Consider the following 19,317-nt stretch of genomic DNA (forward strand, 5'->3'; position numbering starts at 1 on the left):
GGTGACCGGGAGCTCGCCGTGTTCCGGCGTTGTCACTACTGGTGGCGGCGGCTTCCCGATGGTGAGGTGCGCATCCTGGCCGGGTGAGCATCCCGGCCGGCTCCATCCGGAGGGGCCTGTCGGGCGCGGATCCGTTCCGGATGACGGTCGGGCCACCCCGGGGCGGCGCAGGACCGGTTCGGCTCACCGGCGGCCGCCCTGACCGGTCCGGGCGGAGACCGGCACATCCGGTGTCGGCCGCCGCCCCGGATCAGTTCGTCTCTGCGGGCTCGACCACCGGGTTGAGCAGCGTGCCGTCCTTCAGGAACTGTTCGAGGTTGGCTGCGGCGATGTCGGACATCGCCTTGCGGGTCTCCACCGTCCCACTGCCGACGTGCGGCAGCAGCATGACGTTGTCCAGCTCGCGCAGGCGCTCCGGCACATGGGGCTCGTTGGTGTAGACGTCCAGCCCGGCGCCGGCCAGCCCGCCGGTGGCCAGCAACTCGACCAGTGCTTCCTCGTCGATGACGCTCCCGCGGGAGACGTTGACCAGGTAGCCGTCGGGGCCGAGCGCGGTGAGCACCGAACGGTCGACCAGTCGTGCGGTTTCCGGGCCTCCCGTGACCGCCACGACCAGCACGTCCACCGCCTCGGCCAGCGCAACAGGAGAGTCGTAGTACGGGTAGCCGACGTCGGCGACGCGGCGCCGGTTGTGGTAGGCGATCCGGCAGCCGAACGGCTCCAGCCGCGCCGCGACCGCGCGGCCGATCCGGCCCAGGCCGAGGATGCCGACGCGGGTCCCGCCGACCTTGCGGGTGAGGCGGAACGGGCCCTCGGTCTCCCAGCGGCCTTGCCGTACGTACCGGTCCGCCGCGGCGAAGCCGCGCAGCGCGTCGAGCAGCAGCGCCACCGCCGTGTCGGCGACGCAGTCGGTCAGCACGTCTGGTGTGTTGCTGACTCCGATGCCGCGGCGCTCGGCTTGGGCGAGGTCGGTGGAGTCGCAGCCGGTGCCGAAGTTGATCACTGCGCGCAGGTTCGGCAGCGCCGCCATCAGCTCGCTGCCGACGCCGGTGAACGACGTCGTCACAGCCACGTGCACGGAGGCGGCGTGCTCGGCGAGAAACGCCTCGCGTTCTGCTCCGCCGGGGAGCACCAGCGGGTCGTGCTTGTCGACCACCGCCTGCAGCCACGGCGGCAACGGACCGACGGCCAGCACGCGGCCGCCACTGGACGATGCGTGGTGATCACCCGAAGACATGAAGCTCATTGTGGCCCGTGCTCACCCACCGCTCAGGCAAGCCAGATGAAGAACGCCACGACCACGGCGAACAGCACGTAGCCGACGGGGTGCACCTCCCGCCAGCGTCCGCGCGCGACCATCGTCAGCGGGTAGAAGAACAGACCGACGGCGATGCCGGTGGCCACCGAGTAGGTCAGCGGCATGGTGATGACGGCGAGGAAGACCGGAATGGCGAACTCGATCCTGGTCCAGTCGACCTCGCCGAGCCCGCGCGCCATCAGCACCCCGACGACGATCAAAGCCGGGGCGGTCACCGCAGGCGTGACGACACCCAGCAGCGGGGAGAAGAACAACGCGAGCAGGAACAGCACCGCGGTGGCCACCGAGGTCAGCCCGGTCCGGCCGCCCGCGGCCACGCCCGCGGACGATTCGACGTAGGCGGTGGTGGTGGAGGTGCCCAGGACCGCGCCGCCCATCGCAGCGACCGAGTCCGACACGAACGCAGCCCGCGCACGCGGCAGCTTGCCGTCCCGCAGCAAGCCCGCCTGGTTGGCGATGGCGATCAGCGTCCCGGAGGTGTCGAAGAAGTCGACGAACATCATGGTGGCGATGGCCACCAGCATCTGGCCGACGAACAGGTCGGGCAGGCTGGTGACCGCCTGGCCGAAGGTCGGCGCCAGGCTGGGCACGCCGGACACGATGCCGGACGGCGGCTCGATCACGCCGAAGATCACGCCCACCGCGCCGGTGAGCAGCATGCCGTAGAACACCGCTCCGCGCACGCCCTTGACCAGCAGGGCGGCGGTGGCCACCAGGCCGAACAGGGCGAGCACGGTGCTCGGCTTGCCCAGGTCGCCCAGGGCGACGAACGTCGACTCGTCCGCCACCACGATCTCGGCGTTGCGCAGCCCGATGAAGGCGATGAATGCGCCGATCCCCGCGCCGGTGGCCAGCTTGAGCGGCATCGGGATGGCGTTGATGATCGCTTCGCGCAGCCCGGTCAGCACCAGCACGAAGATCAGGAACCCGCTGACCAGCGTCCCGGCCAGCGCGGTCTGCCAGGGGATGCCGAAGCCTTGCACGACGGTGAACGCGAAGAAGGCGTTGACGCCCATGCCCGGCGCCAGGGCGATCGGGTAGCGCGCCCACAGGCCCATCACCAGCGTGCTCAGCGCCGCCGCCAGCCCGGTGGCGACGAACACCGCCTCCCGGTCCATGCCCGCCTCGCCCAGGATCTGCGGGTTGACGAACAGGATGTACCCCATCGCCAGGAAGGTGGTCAGGCCGGCGAGCAGTTCGCGCCCCACCGTGGTGCCGTGCTCGGACAGCCGGAAATAGCGGTCCAGCAGCCCGCCCTCGGACGTCCTGGTCTTCTGGTCGTTCACCGCCATGCCCACCTCCGCGAAAAGAACGGTGTCACCCTGCCAAGTGACGGACCGCGCGACAACACCTGGGACCTGTTCTGCGCTGTGATTTCGGCAATGCCGCGCGCCGCGAGGACGCGCGTCGGGTTGCCGGTGGCACGACGGCCGTGCTGGCGAACGCCCGCCGGACACGCGGAGCCGATCGACTGCGCCCTTCTTGGTGCCCGGCTTGCGGAGAACGTCCGCCGGACACGCGGAGCCGATCGCCGCAGCGCACGGACGGCCGGGTGGATGCGGGGTCTTCCGGCGCTTGCTTGCACCGCCGAACTGGGGTGGAGTGGAGGCCATGGCGGAGATTCAGGTTGTGGGACCACCGGTCGAGCGTGGCGAGGAGATCCTCACCGAGGAAGCGCTGGGATTCGTCGGCCATTTGCACGAGCAGTTCGCCAAGCGGCGCGACGAGCTGCTGGCCGCTCGGGTGCAGCGACGGCTGGAGGCGTCCCGCACCGGGCGACTGGACTTCCTGCCGTCCACGGCCGACGTGCGCGACGGCGAATGGCGGGTGGCGGAGGCGCCCGAGGCGCTGCGCGACCGCCGGGTGGAGATCACCGGCCCCACCGAGCGCAAGATGACCATCAACGCCTTGAACTCCGGGGCCAAGGTGTGGCTGGCGGACCTGGAGGACGCCAACACGCCGCACTGGCGCAATGTGGTCAGCGGGCAGGTCAACCTATACGACGCGGCCCGCAGGACGATCTCGCTGGAGACGCCGCAGAAGCGATACGAGCTGCGCACCGACGCCGAGCTGCCGACGGTGGTGGTGCGCCCGCGTGGCTGGCACCTGCCGGAGCGGCACCTGCTCGTCGACGGCAAGCCGGCGGCCGGCGCGCTGGTCGACTTCGGCCTGCACTTCTTCCACAACGCCGTCCACCTGGCCGAACGCGGCGAGGGGCCGTTCTACTACCTGCCGAAGATGGAGTCGCATCTGGAGGCGCGGCTGTGGAACGACGTGTTCACGTTCGCCCAGCGTGAGCTCGGCATCCCGCACGGCACGGTGCGCGCCACGGTGCTGATCGAAACCATCCCGGCGGCGTTCGAGATGGAGGAGATCCTCTACGAGCTGCGCGAACACGCCTCCGGGCTGAACGCGGGCCGCTGGGACTACCTGTTCAGCGTGATCAAGTACTTCCGGGACGCGGGGGAGAAGTTCGTGCTGCCGGACCGCAATGCGGTGACCATGACGGCGCCGTTCATGCGTGCCTACACCGAGCTGCTGGTGCGCACCTGCCACAAGCGCGGCGCCTACGCGATCGGCGGCATGGCCGCGTTCATCCCGAACCGGCGGGATCCGGAGGTCACCGAGCGGGCGCTGGCAAAGGTCCGCGACGACAAGACGCGCGAGGCCAACGACGGCTTCGACGGATCGTGGGTGGCGCACCCCGACCTGGTTCCGGTGTGCGCGGAGGTGTTCGACAGCGTGCTGGGGGACCGGCCGAACCAGCTCGACCGGCTACGCGAGGACGTTGCGGTCACCGCCGAACAGCTGCTCGACGTGGCGTCGACGCCGGGGGCGGCGACCGCGGCAGGCCTGCGCGGCGCGGTCGACGTCGGTGTGCGCTACATCGCCTCGTGGCTCGGCGGGAACGGGGCGGCGGCCATCCACAACCTGATGGAGGACGCCGCCACGGCGGAGATCTCCCGCTCGCAGATCTGGCAGTGGGTGAACAACGGCGTGCGGCTGGAGGACGGTACCGAGGTCACCGCGAAGCTGGTGCGGGACGTGCTCGCCGATGTGCGTGCCGAGCTGGCGGACGAGGTGCCCGCCGAGCTGCTTGGCCCGGCCGCGGAGCTGTTCGAGCAGGTCGCGCTCGCGGACGAGTTCGTCGATTTCCTGACGCTGCCTGCCTACGAGCGCATCGACTGACCGGGCTCACTCCGGCAGTTCGCCGTCCAGGCCCTCCAGGATGCGGGCGGAGATGGTACGCAGCTGCGTGAGCTCGTCCTCGGTCAGCTTGTCGAACACCAGCCGGCGCACCGTCTCGACGTGCCGCGGCGCCGCCTGCTCGATCGCCCGCCTGCCGCGGTCGGTGATGACGACCAGGGCGCCGCGGCCGTCGGTCGGGCACGCCCGCTTGTCGACCAGGCCGCGCTTCTGCATCCGCGTGATGTGGTGCGACAGCCTGCTCTTCTCCCAGGCCAGGCAGCGGGCCAGCTCGGCACAGCGGACCGTGCCGTCCGGCGTGTCGGTCAGCGCCACCAGCACCTCGAAGTCGGCGATGGACAGGTCGGACTCGGCCTGCATCTGCCGCGCCAACGCCGAATTGAGCTGCTTGGTCATGGCCAGGAAGGTGCGCCAGATGCACTGCTCCTCGGCCGTCAGCCACCGTGTCTCCGCTGTGGTCTCCGCTGTCACACGATCCAGTCTACCCAGATAGTTGACGTATCACCATTATCGACTAAGGTAGATGATGTATCAACGATTTGGAGGAACCGAGTAGATGACTGCCACGCAGATCGACCGTGCCGCGTTGACCGGCACCTATCAGCTGGACCCGGCGCACACCCGGCTGGGCTTCGTCGCCCGGCACGCGATGGTGACCAAGGTGCGCGGTGCATTCAACGAGTTCAGCGGCACCGCGCAGATCGACGGCAGCGACCCGAGCAAGTCGAGCGTGTCGGTGACGATGAAGGCCGACAGCATCGACACCCGCAACGCCGATCGTGACGCGCATCTGCGCAGCGGTGACTTCCTGGAGACCGAGAAGTACCCGGAGATCACGTTCCGGTCCACCGAGATCAAGCAGACCGGCGAGGACACCTTCGAGGTCACCGGCGACCTGACGATCAAGGACGTCACCAAGCCCGTCACCATTCCGCTGACGTTCGAGGGTTCGGCCCTGGACCCGTTCGGCAACCAGCGGATCGGTTTCGAAGGCAGCACCACCATCAGCCGCAAGGAGTTCGGCATCACCTGGAACGCCGCCCTGGAGACCGGCGGCGTGCTGGTCAGCGACAAGGTGACGCTGGAGTTCGAGATCTCGGCGATCAAGCAGGCCTGATCGCGCGCGAAGCGAAGCCCGCCCGCCACACGGCGAGCGGGCTTTGTCGTGCCGGCCGCCGGTCGTGGGCGCCCCGGAGGGGTAGCGGTGTGCACTCGGAAGTGGCGGTGGGCACGCCGGGAGTGGCGGGGTGCTCCGGGGGTGGTGCGCACGTCGGGGGTGGTGCGCAGGGCGGGAGTGGTGGGGCGGACCGGGGGTGGTGCGCAGGCCGAAAGTGGTGAGGCGGACCGGGGGAGTGGCGCAGACCGGGGCGCGGTGGACCCGGGAGCGGTAACGCGGCGCGCTGCGGACGGCTGGCGGATCCGGCGCTGCGGACAGTGCAGCCGCGTCAACGTACCGCTTCGGGGCGCCTCCGGTCGTGGGACTGCTGCCTTCTCGAGCGGGCGGTGCCGCAGCACTTCCCGGTCGTGGCCGGGCTGGCCGACCGTCCCCGGCACGCCGCCGGGACGAGCCCACGGCTCGTACCACGGCGCCGTGCCAGGACGACCTGCTCACGCCGACTTCTTCCGATGGACCTGTCGCGGGCCCGCGGTGTGCGGTAGCGCAGCGTGCTGCAGCGGGTGCTGGGAGCGAGGTGGCCGCGCTGCCCTGCCGCTTCCGGCCCGCCGGCGTCCTGGGCCTTTCCGCTCCCGGCCGCGGCCACCTGAGCTGCGCGTGGGAGGCCGGCGTCAGCCGACGGCGTCCGGCGAGCCGCCGTAGCGGGCCCGCAGCTCGCGCTTGAGCAGCTTGCCGGACGGGTTCTTGGGCAGCTCGTCGACCAGGTACACCTGCTTCGGCACCTTGTGCGCCGCCAGGTGCTCCTTGGCGTAGGCGATCAGCTCGTCGGGCGTGACCTCGGCCTTGGGCACCACCACCGCGGTGATGGCCTCGATCCACTTCTCGTGCGGCAGCCCGATCACCGCCACCTCGCCGACCGCCGGGTGGCCGTAGAGCGCTTCCTCCACTTCGCGCGAGGCCACCAGCACACCACCGGTGTTGACCACGTCCTTGATCCGGTCGACCACGTACAGATAGCCCTCTTCGTCGATCCGGACCAGGTCACCGGAGCGGAACCAGCCGTCGGGGGTGAACGCCTCCGCGGTCTCCTCCGGCTTGCCCCAGTAGCCCCGGCACAGCTGCGGCGACCGGTAGACGACCTCGCCCCGGCCGCCCGGCTCGACGTCGTTGCCGTTCTCGTCCAGCACCCGGACCTCGACGAACAGCACCGGCCTGCCGACCGAATCCGGCCGCTTGGCGTGCTCCTCCGGGCGCAGCACGGTGGCCAGCGGGCCGATCTCGGACTGGCCGAAGCAGTTGTAGAAGCCCACCTCGGGCAGCGCCTGCTGGAGTTTCTGCAGCACCGGCACCGGCATGATCGACGCGCCGTAGTAGGCCTTGCGCAGGCTGCTCAGGTTCGCGTCGGCCAAGCCCGGGTGGTTGGCCAGCCCGACCCACACCGTCGGCGGGAAGAACAGCGACGTGATCCCGTCCTGCGGCACCCGCTGCAGGATCTCGTCCAGGTTCGGCGCGGCCACCAGGTGGTTGGTGGCGCCGACGGCCAGGCCGGGGATCAGGAAGACGTGCATCTGCGCCGAGTGGTACAGCGGCATCGAATGCAGCGGCACGTCGTCCTGGCGCAGGTCGAGCGCGGCGATGCACGAGGCGTATTCGTGCACCAGGGCGCGATGGGTGAGCATCGCGCCTTTCGGTCGCGACGTCGTACCGGAGGTGTACAGCAGCTGGACCAGGTCCTCGTCGCCCACGCCGCTCTCTTCGTGCTCCGGGCCCTCGGGATCGAGCGCCCAGCGCAGCACGTCGATCTCGTTGTCGCTGTCCCGCAGCGAACCACGGCGCAGCGATCCGATCTGGTCGGCCACCTCGTCGACCAGCGGCTCCAGCTCCGGGTCCACCAAGGCCAGCGACGGCTCGGACTGGGTCAGCAAGTACGCCAGCTCTTCGCCCTTGGAGTTGAAGTTGACCGGCACGTGCACCAGTCCGGCGCGGGCACAGCCGAGGTAGGACAGCAAGTAGGCGTCGGAGTTCTTGCCGAAGGCGATCACCCGGTCCCCGGGTGACAGCCCCTGCGCGCGCAGGCCGGCCGCGACGCGGCTGACCGCGCGATCCAGCTCGGCGTAGGTCCAGTGGCGATCGGCGAAGGTGAGGGCCAGTTTGTCCGGCAGGCGCCGGGCGGTACGTTCCAGGATCCGGCCCACCGTGCTCGGGTACGTCGGTGCAGTCACGGCCCTATCGTGACACAGACCACTGTCCGATTGGTCACCTTCGTGGCCGGGATGGGCGGTCCGCTGCGCCGCGGTCCCGCAGGCCGCAGCAAGGTGCTCGACAGCCCACATCCCCGGTGTTCCGCGTTACTGTCGGTGCGTGTTCGCGGCACAACGACGGCAACGCATCCTCGAGCTGGTGCGCTCCAACGGAGCGATCTCGCTGCGTGAGCTGGCCCGTGAGGTGGGCTCGTCCGACGTCACGGTGCGGCGCGACCTGAAGGCGCTCGAGGCGGAAGGCATGCTGGACCGCAGGCACGGCGGGGCGGTCGTGCCGGGCGGTCTGGCGCACGAGCAGCCGTACGCGGAGAAGGCCCTGGTCGCCGCCGACGCCAAAGCCGCCATCGCCCGGCTGGCCACCGAGCTGGTCAGCGACGGCGACGCGATCGTGGTGGGCGCCGGGACCACCACCAGGGCGTTCGCCGCCCGGCTGACCCGGTTCACCGAACTGACCGTGGTGACCAATTCGCTGCGGGTCGCGGAGAGCCTGGCCGGAGCCAACGGCGTCGACGTCGTGCTCACCGGCGGGCTGCTGCGCGGCTCGATCTTCGCCACGGTGGGCAGCACCACCGAGGAAGCGCTCGGCCGGGTGCGCGGCACCCGGGCCTTCCTGTCCGGCAACGGGCTGACCGCCGAGCGGGGGCTGTCCACGCCGAACCTGGCGGTCGCCGAGGTCGACCGGGCCATCGCGGCCGCGGCGGAGGAAGTCGTCGTGCTGGCCGACCACACCAAGGTCGGCACCGACGCGCTGCTGCAGACCGTGGCCACGGAGAACATCACGCACCTGGTCACCGACGACAAGGCCGAGACCGGCGAGCTCGACGCGCTGCGCGAACACGGGGTCGAAGTGCACGTCGCTGCAGTGCACTCTGCCCGGAAGGGCCGTTCCGCCCGGACCGAGGACTCCGGTCGCCCCGACCGTCCTTGACAGTTTTCGTTCGAACGTGACTGAATTCGACCGATTTCGATCGCAGTGTCGCGAGGAGGTCGGGCCGTGGCTGGAGCAAGGAAAGTTCTCGGGGTGATCGGCGCGGCGGTGACCGTGGCGGCGTTGGCCGTGACGCCTGCCGGGGCCGATCCTGGGTGGCAACCGAAGGACCCGCCGCTGTCCACGCCATGGACCGACCAGGTCGGACCGGACAACGCGCTGCCGGAGTACCCGCGCCCCCAGCTGACGCGCAAGGACTGGCAGAACCTCAACGGCGTGTGGGAATTCGCTGCGGCCGACGACTTGTCCAAGCCGCCGACCGGCCGGACGCTCGAGGAGCGGATTCTCGTGCCGTTCCCGGTGGAGTCCGCGCTGTCCGGCATCCAGCGCAGCGAGGAGCGGATGTTCTACCGCCGCACGTTCCAGGTGCCCGCCAAGTGGCGGGTGGGCCGGGCAGGCCAGCGGCTGATGCTGAACTTCGGCGCGGTCGACTACGACGCCACGGTGTGGGTCAACGGCAAGAAGGTCACCACCCACCGCGGTGGCTACGACCGGTTCTCGGTGGACATCACCGACGCGCTGACCACGTCCGGGCCGCAGGAGCTGATCGTCGGGGTGGAGGACCGCGCGGACGCCACGTGGCAGCCGCTCGGCAAGCAGCGCCGGGTGCCCGACCGCGGCATCTTCTACACCGGTGCGTCCGGCATCTGGCAGACGGTGTGGCTGGAGCCGGTGGCGGCCAACCACGTCACCGAGCTGGACATGACGCCGGACCTGGCCGACGAAAGCCTGCGGCTGACCGTGCACACGCCGTCGAAGGCGACCGTGGAGGCTGTCGCCTTCGACGGCAAGAAGAAGGTCGGCAAGGTGCGCGGTTCGTCCAACGAGCCGCTGCGGCTGCCGGTGCCCGACCCCAAGCTGTGGTCGCCGGACTCGCCGTTCCTGTACGACCTGAAGATCCGGGTGCTGGACGGCAAGCGCACGGTCGACGAGGTCGGCTCCTACTTCGGCATGCGGGAGATCGGAACCAAGCGCGGCGCCGACGGCAAGCTGCGCATGACGCTCAACGGCAAGATCCTGTTCCACCTGGCCACGCTGGACCAGGGCTACTGGCCGGACGGCATCTACACCGCGCCGACCGACGAGGCGCTGGCGTTCGACCTGGTGCAGCACAAGAAGCTCGGCTTCAACACGGTGCGCAAGCACATCAAGGTCGAACCGGACCGCTGGTTCTACCACGCCGACCGGCTCGGCCTGCTGGTATGGCAGGACATGCCGTCGATGAAGGACACCGACCAGCTCCCGCCGCCCGAGGCGCGCGCGGAGTTCGAACGCCAGCTGCACCGGATCATCGACCAGCACGACGCGTGGACCTCGGTGGTCGTGTGGGTGCCGTTCAACGAGGGCTGGGGTGAATGGGACCGGGCCGAGACCGGGCGGATCGCCGACGAGGTCGCCGCACAGGACCCGAGCAGGCTGGTCGACGCGCACAGCGGGGTGAACTGCTGCCGGTCGAAGGGCGACTCCGGGCGGGGCCACATCATCGACCACCACGCCTATGTCGGCCCGGCCAGGGTGGCCCCGGAGGCGAACCGGGTGGCCGTCGACGGCGAGCACGGCGGCTTCGGGCTCGAGGTGGAAGGCCACATGTGGTTCGGCGAAGGGCACGCCTACGAGATGACGCCGGACTCGGCCACGCTCACCCGGCGCTACGTGGAGAACCAGCGCGACGTGCTCGCCGCGGCGCAGCAGTGCGGCATCTCCGGTGCTGTGTACACGCAGATCACCGACGTCGAACACGAGGTGAACGGCTTCTTCACCTACGACCGTCAGGTGGAGAAGATGGACTTCGCGCAGGTGCGCGCGGTCAACAAGGAGATCATCGACGGCGCGGACGGTACCGGCGACCCCGGCCAGCAGCCGGGGCCGGGCACGCCCGGCCTGACCGGCATCCACTACTACCCGTTCAGCGAGGGCTCGGGCACGACCACGGCCGACCGCGCGGGCGGTGACGACCCGGCGGACGCCACGCTGGTGGGCAGCCCGACGTGGACCACCGGCAAGGAAGGCAGCGGCCTGCAGTTCGACGGCGCCTCGTACGTGGACACCGGCCGGGCGCTGCTGAACACTGCGGGCAACTACTCGGTGTCGGCCTGGGTGAAGCTGGACAGCCTGGACGGCTTCCAGACCGCGGTCAGCCAGGACGGCGAGCGGGACAGCGCCTTCTTCCTGCAGTACTCCGGGGAGGACCGCCGGTTCGCGTTCAGCTTCGTCGGGGTGCGCGCGCTGGCCGGGGAGCAGCCGGAGACCGGGCGCTGGTACCACCTGGTCGGCGTCCGTGACACCGTCTCGGACGAGTTGAAGCTGTACGTCGACGGCCAACTGGTCGGCACCGCGACCTCGTGCGCCGACATCGACGCCAAGGGCAACACGGTGATCGGCCGGGCGAAGTTCGGCGGCAACCAGGTCGACCACTGGCGTGGCGCGATCGACGAGGTGCGGGTCTTCGACCGCGCGCTGTCCGGCAGCGAAGTGGCCGAGTTGTTCCGGACCGGACGCTGAGCCGGGATCCTTCTCCTGTCGCAGGTGAGGCCGGGCTTCCCGCACCGGGAGGCCCGGCCTCGAGGCCGGAAACAGGGTTGAAGTCAGCGGGAGCCCGTGGTCAGGTCTTCCGCCGTGGCGGGCGGCCGGGCGGGCTGTCCGGCCTTGGCCAGCCGGGACGGCCACCAGATGCGTGGTCCGATGTCCAGCGCCAGGGCCGGGACCAGCAGCGAACGCACCAGGAAGGTGTCCAGCAGCACGCCGAACGCCACGATGAAGGCGATCTGCGCCAAGAACAGCAGCGGGATCACCGACAGCGCGGCGAACGTGGCGGCCAGCACCACACCCGCGGAGGTGATGACGCCGCCGGTGATGGTGAGGCCGCGCCGCACGCCTTCCCGGTTGCCCGAGCGCAGCGCTTCCTCGCGCACCCTGGTCATCAGGAAGATGTTGTAGTCGATGCCCAGCGCCACGAGGAACACGAAGCCGAACAGCGGCACCACCGGGTCAGCGCCGGGGAAGCCGAGGATCTCGTTGAACACGATGGCGGAGATCCCCATGGTCGCGGCGAACGACAGCACCACCGTGGCGATCAGCAGCAACGGCGCCAGCAGCGCCCGCAGCAGGGCCGCCAGCAGCACGAAGATCACCAGCAGGACCAGCGGGATGATCACGGTCCGGTCGTGGCTGCTGATGTTCTGGGTGTCCAGCAGCACCGCGGTCCGCCCGCCGACCTTGGCGTCCGCGCCGTCCACGGCGTGCACGGCCGCCCGCAGTCGCTCCACGGTGTCGACGGCCCGGGTGGAGTCCGGCGGGTCGGAGAGGGTGGCTTCGAGCATCACCATGCCCTGTTCCACCCGCGGCCGGCCGCCTTGCTGCACCGGTTCGACCTCGGCGACCCCGTCGACCTGCGCGGCGTCGGCGACCTCGTCGAGGTAGCCGGCCTTGGCGATGATCACCGTCGGGTTGCCCGCCCCGGCGACGAAGTGCTCGTTCAGCACTTCCTGGCCGGCCACCGAGTCGACCTCGCCGAGGAAGTAGTCGGTCTCGGCGGTGCCGGACGCCTTCAGCTGGGGCAGGAACGCGGCGGCGGCCACCAGGATCAGCGTGCTGACCACCCACACCAGCCGTGGCCGCTTGTCCACGCCCGTGGCCACCCGGCCCCACAGGCTGCCCGTCTCCGGGTGCGGAGAGCCGAGCGTCGGCCGGAACGGCCAGAAGGCCACCCGGCCGAAGACGGCCAGCAGGGAGGGCAGGAACGTGGTGGACGCCAGCAGCGAGGCGGCGATGCCGATGGCCGCCACCGGCCCCAGGCCGGAGTTGGAGCGCAGGTCGCTGATCAGCAGGCACAGCACGCCCGCGATGACCGTGCCCGCGGACGCGGCGATCGGTTCGATGGTGGCCCGCAGTGCGGTGCGCATGGCGGTGAGCCGGTCCGGGGTGTCGCGCAGTTCTTCCCGGTAGCGGGAGACCAGCAGCAGCGCGTAGTCGGTGGCCGCGCCGAACACCAGGATGAACAGGATGCCCTGGCTCTGGCCGTTCAGGTCGATGACGTCGGCGTCGGTGAGCAGGTAGACCGCGAGGCTGGACAGGCTGAGCGCGAACACGCCGGACAGCAGCACCAGGAACGGCAGCAGCGGGCTGCGGTAGACGAGGATGAGGATCAGCGCGACCACCCCGCCTGCCACGAGCAGCAGCAGACCGTCGATGCCGGCGAAGGCCTCACCGAGGTCGGCCCCGAGCGCTGCGGGGCCGGTGACCAGCACGGTCAACCCGGCCGGCTTGTCCCGCTCGGTCAGCTCCCGCAGCTCGTCGACGGCGACGCCGATGTCCGCGTCCGCTTCGATCGGGACGATGAGCTGCAGCGCTTCGCCGTCCTCCGACGGCAGCGGTGGCGAGGTCCGCCCGACGCCCTCGACACCGGCCGCCCGCTCGCCGAACTCGGCCAGGTAGGCGCGATCGGCGGCGGTCACCTTGCCGTCGCGTTCGGCGACCACGATGGCGGGCACGGCGTCGCTGTCGGAGAACTGCCTGGCCAGCGCGTTGGCGTCGGTGGACTCCGCCGATTCCGGCAGGAACGCTTCGTTGCCGTTCTCCGCGACCTCGCTCAGCTTGCCCGCGTACGGCCCACCGAATCCGCCGACGAGCAACCAGCCGATGATCAGCAGGGCGGGGATCAGCCACCGTGCCGTGCTCGTCCGCTTCTTCTGCCGTTCACCTACGGTTCCACCCACGGTTCCACCCACAGTGTTCGATGACTTTGCCGACGACCACCGGCCTCGCCTGCCGGTGTGCTGGGGATGACGCGCTGTGGCGACTGCCCAGAAACTTCGATGTTCAAACTACCTGTCGTCGGTAGGCTCGGCACATGGTGGTGTCGCGGGTGTCTGACCGGTCCGGGCGCGGGCGTGCTCGCCCGGCCGCACCGGAGGCCTCCGACGAGCTGCTGGTGCAGTTGATCCGGCAGCTCAACGTCGAGCTCGACCGGTTCGCCGAGATGTTCGGCCAGGCGCACGGCCTGTATCGCACCGACCTGAGCGCGCTGGTCGTGATCATGGACGCCAATCGCCGCGGTGAGACGATGACCCCGACCCGGCTGGCCAAGGCGCTGAACCTGAGCGCATCGGCGACGACCGCGGTGTTGGACCGGCTGGAAAAGGCCGGTCACCTGCGCCGGGATCGCAGTGCGGACGATCGTCGCCGGGTGCACCTGGTCATGCCGGAACGCACACTGCGGCTCGGCGCGCAACTGTTCGGTCCGCTCGGCGAGGCCTACGCGCGGGCGTGGGCGGGATTCGACGCCGCCGAGCGAGCCACCATTGTGCGCTTCCTGCAAGCCACCATCGACACCACCGTTGCGGTGCGCACGGAGTCACCGAAGAGCGACAACGGCCAGGCGTAACCGACCACGAAGCGTGCGCGGCAGTGGGTGCCGAGGGAGAAGGGGCTGAACGCCTGTGGCTCGGCGCGGCGGCGCGCCTGACGCGGCCGGAACGGGGCTGCCGGGCGCGGTCACAGTAGGCGTGGGTGCTCGGTGTCGCCGGTTGGTTGTGGGGGGCGGGGTTGTCTGTGTGTGGGGTGATGGGGTGGCGGGTTTCTCGGGCGTGAGCGCTCGGCGTCGCCCGTTGGTCGCGGGGCATGAGCTGGGATACCCGCGTGCCGGGTGACCGAGCGGCGGGTCCCTTCTCAGGCCGGGGAATCCGATGACACTCGCTTGCACCCGCGGCAGGCGTGCGGTCGCCCGTCGGGTCAGCGTCGGTACACCGCGTCGTAGCGTGCTCGCGCCTCGGCGAACTTCTTCTGGTTGAGCCGATCCCGGACGCTGCGGAACGTGCCCGGCGGGAACCCGTGCTTGGCCAGCCGGTTCTCCGCGCTCTCGGTCATGTAGGCGCCCGAGTAGAAGTAGCTGATCAGCAGCGCCAGCACCGACATCCCGGCATGGACCAGCGTGTCCGCGGGCAGGAGCCACCACACCGCCGCCAGCGGCCAGATGATCACGCTGGCCCTGGCGAAGTGCCGCCACATCCAGCCCGGTCCGGTGACGTCCTTGAGCACCCATTCGCGGTAGCGGTCCGGCAATCGCCCGCCGGCCGCGTACCACAGCCAGCGCAACGGCCCTGGTCGCGTCATGGTGTCCTCCCGATCGATCGAGAACGACCGTACGCAACACGGCAGCCGCCGGCTGCCGATCATGGGCTCGATCACGTCGGCCGCAGGCGTGTCCGCCCTGGCTGCGGCGGGCTACCGGCACGGTCCGCTGCCTTGCCGCCGCCGGGGCCAGGGGCGTCGGCCAGGGCTGCTCGATCCGTCGCCGCAGGCCGCAGTGGGAACGTGCCACCCCGAAAGGCGGTGTCGCCACCGGATCACGCCGACTAGGGTCAGCCGACTCGAGGGCAGGCACCACGCGGCGAGGGAGGCCACACGATGGCACGACCGGACGTCGGAACACTCAACCGGAGAGCACTGCTCGGCGCTTCGGCGGCAGCCGCGGCCATGACCGTGGCGGCCACCGGGACGGCCGCGGCGTCGGAGCAGGCGCGCGGCACGGAGGTCGCGGGCATGGCACCGCTGCCGGGGCGGCTGGAGCGATTGCGCCGAGGGCAGACCGTGCGGCCGCCGAAACTGCGGCCCGGAGACACCGTCCGCGTGGTCTCACCGGCGGGCAGCCCGGATCCGCGGCTGGTGGAGCGCGGGATCGAGATCCTGGAGAGCTGGGGGCTGAAGGTCGAGCTCGGCAAGCACGTGTTCGACAAGTACGGCTACCTGGCGGGCAAGGACGAGGATCGGCTGGCCGACCTCAACGCAGCGCTCGCCGACCCGAAGGTCCGCGGCGTGTTCGCCTCGCGCGGCGGCTACGGCTGCCAGCGCATCGCCGACCGGATCGACCTGCGCGCCGTGCGGCGGGACCCGAAGGTGCTGGTCGGCTTCAGCGACCTGACGTGCCTGCAGGCGATGCTGTGGCAGTCCGCCCGGCTGGCCACCGTGCACGGCCCGATGGTGAGCTGGAACGACGGCCGCACCGGCCCGGAGTCGATCGAGTCGCTGCGCAGGGCGGTGATGACCACCGAGCCGATCGTGCTCGAGCGCGACCCGGCGGAGAGCACCGCGGCGGTGATGGTGCCGGGCAAGGCGCGCGGGGTGCTGCTCGGCGGGAACCTGACGTTGGTGACCACCTCGATCGGCGCCCGGGACCAGCTCGACCTGCGCGGCGCGATCTTCTTCTTCGAGGACGTCGGCGAGGCGAACTACCGCATCGACCGCATGCTCACCCAGCTGCGGCGCAGCGGCGCGTTGTCGCGGGTGGCGGGCGTGGTGATCGGGCAGATCACGGACAGCTCGCACGGCTCCGGTGAGTGGGACACGGTCGGTGTGCTCACCGACCGGCTCAGTGATCTCGGGGTGCCCGTCCTTGGCGGGCTGAAGCTGGGACACGGCGACGGGCAGCTCACGGTGCCGCTGGGGTCCATGGCGACGATGGACGCCGCGGCAGGAACGCTGACCGTTGAGCCCGCGGTCAGCGACGGCTAGCTGGCGCGGCTGGTGCTCTCCGGGAGCGGGCGCGGCGGCTCGGCGCAGCAGTGCCCGACCGGGTTGCGCGGTGTCCGGCGGTGCGGGTGTGGTGACACCGCCGGGTGCTGTCACAGAAAGCGCAGGATGCCCAGCATTGCTTGTTCGTCCACGGCGCATGTGCCGAGGTGTTCGCACGCTCGGAGGCGCTGCTGGATCTCGCTCGTGTCCATGCCTGCACCGATCAGCACCAACGAGGAGTGCGGCCGTTCGTCGCACCGCCAGCGTCGGCGTTCCACGCGCACGAACCCGCCGACGGTGTGCAGGACGAACTTCTGCTCGTGCCCCGGCACCGCGAAGTGCACGAAGCCCTTGATCCGGTAGATCCCGGCGGGCTGGTTCTCCAGGAAGGCCAGCAGGGCGCGGGGATCCAGCGGGGTGTCCGTGGTGAAGTCGATCGCCTCGTACGCGGCGTGCAGGTGGTCGTGCTCGTCGGTCTCGTCGTCCAGCAGGTCGGCGAACGACAGCTGCCGTTCCGCGGGTTCCTGCCTGCGCGGCAGGTCGACGAGCATCTGCGGATCGATCCGCCCGTACTCCACGGCCAGCACCGGGGTGCCGGAGGCCAGCTCGCGCACCAGGGAGGTGATCCGCTCCGGGTCGCCTGCGCGGTCGATCTTGTTGAGCACCACCAGATCCGCTGCCTTGAGGTGTTCGTCCAGCTGCGGATGCCGCTCGCGGGTGGCGGTGAACTCCGCTGCGTCGACCACCTCGATCAGGCCCTGGTAGGCCACGCCGTCGTGCCGGCTGCCCGCCATCAACCGGATGAGGTCCTTCGGCTCGGCCAGGCCGCTGGCCTCGATCACGATCATGTCCACCGCTTGGCTGTCGGCCAGCTTGCCGAGCATGGCGTCCAGCCCGCTGGCGTCGACCGCGCAGCACAGGCAGCCGTTGGCGAACGAGACCATGGCGTCGACCTGGCCGGAGACCAGCATGGCGTCGATCCCGACGGCGCCGAAGTCGTTGACGATCGCGCCGATGCGCATGCCTTGCCGGTTGCGCAGCAGGTGATTGAGCAGTGTGGTCTTCCCCGAACCGAGGAAGCCGGTCACGATCACCGTGGGGATGGCCATGCCCGCAGCCTGCCACACCGTCGGCCGGGCTCCGTCGGCGCGCCTCGAGAGCCGCTCATGTGATCTGTCTCACATTGGGTCGTCGTGGCGATGAGCTCGCAGATCGCGCCCGGTCCGCATGGGCGAGTCCGGCGATCACGGAGGTTCGGTGATGGGTGAGATCCACGTGCACGAGTTCGTCAGCCTGGACGGCGTGATCGACGCGCCGACCTGGACGTTCGACTACCCCTGGGACCCGCGCATGGCGGACGCGCTGCGCGAGGTGACCAGCAACTGCAAGGGCATCTTGCTCGGGCGGAAGACCTGGGAGATGTTCGCGCCCGCGTGGTCGGTCAGGACGGTCGAGGACGACGAGGGTGCCCCGTTCTTCAACGACACCCAGAAGTACGTCGTCACCAGCACGCTGACCGACACCAGCGCGTGGCAGAACAGCACGGTGCTCGGGCCGTACGACCCGGAGCGCATCCGCAAGCTCAAGGAAGAGATCGGCGACCTGTATGTGAGCGGCTCGGCGACCTTGGTGCGCACCATGCTGGCCGACGGGTTGGTCGACGAACTGAACTTGTGCGTCTACCCGGTCACCCGGGGCGGAGGGCCCCGGCTGTGGCCGGAAGGCATGGCTCCGGCCACGTGGGATCGAAAGGATGCCCAGGTCTACGACAACGGCGTGATGTACCTGGCGTACCGGCCGAAGAACGATCAGCAGGGCTGATCAGAGGTAACGGGCCAGGACGTCCGCCTCGGCCCGGGCCCGGCTGGCGTCCTGGTTCCTGCCGAGTTCCGCGTAGGTCATGGCAGCGGCGACCCGCTCCCGATGTTCGCGAGCCACGACCGCTCGCATTTCCTCCTCCGTCAGCTGCTTGCGCGCCACGTCGGCCGCGCCGATCCCGGCGGCGGCACCTGCCACGTGCTCACTGGCCTCGACGCCGGGCTGCGGCGCGGCGGGCACCGTTTCGGCGTCGTCGATCGCGGCAAGCGCCGAACGCAACGCCGACACTGCGATCCGGTCCTTGGCCTTCATGGCGGCGGTGAGATCCGCACGGAGAGCGGCACGCATGGCAGTCACGGTAAGCACCGGGTGCGGCAACCGGCCAACGAATTACCGGCACGGCAGCGCTGCGACGCGGCCGGCCGGGCCACCGGTCGAGGACACCGCCGAAATCTCGTCAGCAACCAGCAATCGACACCGGCAATCGAGGAGAAGCCATGGGTTCCATCAAGTCAGGACTGTTCGTGTCGGTCGACGGTGTGGTCGAAGCGCCGGAGGAATGGCACATGTCCTACATCGACGACCAGATGGGGGCGGCGGTCGGCAGGCTGATGAGCGAGGCGGATGCCACGCTGCTGGGCCGCGTCACCTACGAGGGATTCGCCGAGTACTGGCCCAAGGCCGATCCGGACGACCCGATGACGCAGCAGATGAACAACGCACGCAAGTTCGTCGTGTCGTCCACGCTGACCGAGGCGACCTGGCAGAACACCACGTTGATCAGCACCGACGTGGCCGGCCACCTGCGCAAGCTCAAGCAGGAAATGAACCTGGGCGTCACCGGCAGCGTGGTGTTGGTGCGGTGGTTGCTGGAACAGCGATTGCTGGACGAGCTGCACCTGCTGGTGCACCCGATCGTGGTGGGCAGGGGGCAGCGACTGTTCGACGACGGGCCGACCGTCCCGTTGCAGCTGCTGTCGTCGGCCACGTTCGACACCGGTGTGGTGCACCTGGTCTACGCGCCGTCGGACGACGAATAGCGTGCAGGCCGGGAGCGCACGTTCCGACGAACCAGGGTGACGTGCCGGCCTGGGCCGACGAT

The 19,317-nt window shown here is 70.1% G+C and carries 16 protein-coding genes; 8 read left to right on the plus strand and 8 right to left on the minus strand.

The window, feature by feature from the left end; genetic code table 11:
- Positions 1-250 precede the first annotated feature (250 nt).
- Together CXP56_RS14245 and CXP56_RS14250 are read right to left on the minus strand one after the other, a co-directional pair.
- The gene (locus CXP56_RS14245) at positions 251-1,237 is read right to left on the minus strand and encodes a 2-hydroxyacid dehydrogenase (protein ID WP_286901413.1); all 987 of its coding nucleotides are present in this window, start codon (positions 1,235-1,237) and stop codon (positions 251-253) included.
- A 32-nt stretch (positions 1,238-1,269) separates the two neighbouring features.
- On the minus strand, positions 1,270-2,610 hold the full coding sequence (locus CXP56_RS14250) for an NCS2 family permease (protein WP_051310177.1): 1,341 nt from the start codon (positions 2,608-2,610) through the stop codon (positions 1,270-1,272).
- A gap of 319 nt (positions 2,611-2,929) precedes the next feature.
- Here CXP56_RS14250 and aceB point away from each other — a divergent pair, with 319 nt between their 5' ends.
- On the plus strand, positions 2,930-4,507 hold the full coding sequence (gene aceB, locus CXP56_RS14255) for a malate synthase A (RefSeq protein WP_028847775.1): 1,578 nt from the start codon (positions 2,930-2,932) through the stop codon (positions 4,505-4,507).
- A 6-nt stretch (positions 4,508-4,513) separates the two neighbouring features.
- Here the strand turns inward: aceB and CXP56_RS14260 are convergent, their stop codons facing one another.
- Positions 4,514-4,921, minus strand: coding sequence for a MarR family winged helix-turn-helix transcriptional regulator (locus tag CXP56_RS14260; protein ID WP_051310257.1), 408 nt, complete (start codon positions 4,919-4,921; stop codon positions 4,514-4,516).
- 160 nt (positions 4,922-5,081) lie between these two features.
- On the opposite strand from CXP56_RS14260, the gene CXP56_RS14265 reads away from it, so the two are divergent.
- A complete protein-coding gene (locus CXP56_RS14265; protein ID WP_028847777.1) occupies positions 5,082-5,642 on the plus strand; it encodes a YceI family protein in 561 nt (186 codons plus the stop codon).
- 668 nt (positions 5,643-6,310) lie between these two features.
- Here the strand turns inward: CXP56_RS14265 and CXP56_RS14270 are convergent.
- Entirely contained in the window at positions 6,311-7,861 is a 1,551-nt protein-coding gene (locus tag CXP56_RS14270; RefSeq protein ID WP_028847778.1) for a fatty acyl-CoA synthetase, read from the minus strand.
- 139 nt (positions 7,862-8,000) lie between these two features.
- Here CXP56_RS14270 and CXP56_RS14275 point away from each other — a divergent pair, with 139 nt between their 5' ends.
- The gene (locus CXP56_RS14275; protein WP_084609207.1) at positions 8,001-8,828 is read left to right on the plus strand and encodes a DeoR/GlpR family DNA-binding transcription regulator; all 828 of its coding nucleotides are present in this window, start codon (positions 8,001-8,003) and stop codon (positions 8,826-8,828) included.
- Positions 8,829-8,894: 66 nt separating this feature from the next.
- Positions 8,895-11,390, plus strand: a complete 2,496-nt coding sequence (locus CXP56_RS14280; protein WP_502694574.1) for a LamG-like jellyroll fold domain-containing protein — start codon at positions 8,895-8,897, stop codon at positions 11,388-11,390.
- Between the two features lie 83 nt (positions 11,391-11,473).
- Here CXP56_RS14280 and CXP56_RS14285 read toward each other — a convergent pair whose 3' ends face one another.
- On the minus strand, positions 11,474-13,603 hold the full coding sequence (locus CXP56_RS14285; protein WP_286901416.1) for an MMPL family transporter: 2,130 nt from the start codon (positions 13,601-13,603) through the stop codon (positions 11,474-11,476).
- Between the two features lie 149 nt (positions 13,604-13,752).
- Between CXP56_RS14285 and CXP56_RS14290 the strand changes: the two genes are divergently transcribed.
- Positions 13,753-14,271, plus strand: coding sequence for a MarR family winged helix-turn-helix transcriptional regulator (locus tag CXP56_RS14290; RefSeq protein WP_245566647.1), 519 nt, complete (start codon positions 13,753-13,755; stop codon positions 14,269-14,271).
- 347 nt (positions 14,272-14,618) lie between these two features.
- Here CXP56_RS14290 and CXP56_RS14295 read toward each other — a convergent pair whose 3' ends face one another.
- Positions 14,619-14,999, minus strand: coding sequence for a DUF5313 family protein (locus CXP56_RS14295; protein WP_286901417.1), 381 nt, complete (start codon positions 14,997-14,999; stop codon positions 14,619-14,621).
- Positions 15,000-15,293: 294 nt separating this feature from the next.
- Between CXP56_RS14295 and CXP56_RS14300 the strand changes: the two genes are divergently transcribed.
- On the plus strand, positions 15,294-16,397 hold the full coding sequence (locus CXP56_RS14300; RefSeq protein ID WP_286901418.1) for a S66 peptidase family protein: 1,104 nt from the start codon (positions 15,294-15,296) through the stop codon (positions 16,395-16,397).
- A 110-nt stretch (positions 16,398-16,507) separates the two neighbouring features.
- On the opposite strand, the gene CXP56_RS14305 is transcribed toward CXP56_RS14300, so the two are convergent.
- Complete coding sequence (locus CXP56_RS14305) at positions 16,508-17,506, minus strand: CobW family GTP-binding protein (protein WP_028847784.1); 999 nt, start codon at positions 17,504-17,506, stop codon at positions 16,508-16,510.
- Positions 17,507-17,657: 151 nt separating this feature from the next.
- Between CXP56_RS14305 and CXP56_RS14310 the strand changes: the two genes are divergently transcribed.
- The gene (locus CXP56_RS14310; protein WP_028847785.1) at positions 17,658-18,218 is read left to right on the plus strand and encodes a dihydrofolate reductase family protein; all 561 of its coding nucleotides are present in this window, start codon (positions 17,658-17,660) and stop codon (positions 18,216-18,218) included.
- Here the strand turns inward: CXP56_RS14310 and CXP56_RS14315 are convergent, their stop codons facing one another.
- Positions 18,219-18,563 carry a GatB/YqeY domain-containing protein gene (locus CXP56_RS14315; protein WP_286901419.1) on the minus strand — a complete coding sequence of 115 codons (345 nt, stop codon included), beginning with the start codon at positions 18,561-18,563 and terminating at the stop codon, positions 18,219-18,221.
- Between the two features lie 149 nt (positions 18,564-18,712).
- On the opposite strand from CXP56_RS14315, the gene CXP56_RS14320 reads away from it, so the two are divergent.
- Positions 18,713-19,255: a dihydrofolate reductase family protein gene (locus CXP56_RS14320; RefSeq protein ID WP_028847787.1), complete on the plus strand. Its 543-nt coding sequence runs from the start codon at positions 18,713-18,715 to the stop codon at positions 19,253-19,255.
- Positions 19,256-19,317 lie beyond the last annotated feature (62 nt).

Source organism: Thermocrispum sp., from assembly GCF_002919275.1.
Classification (GTDB): domain Bacteria; phylum Actinomycetota; class Actinomycetes; order Mycobacteriales; family Pseudonocardiaceae; genus Thermocrispum; species Thermocrispum agreste.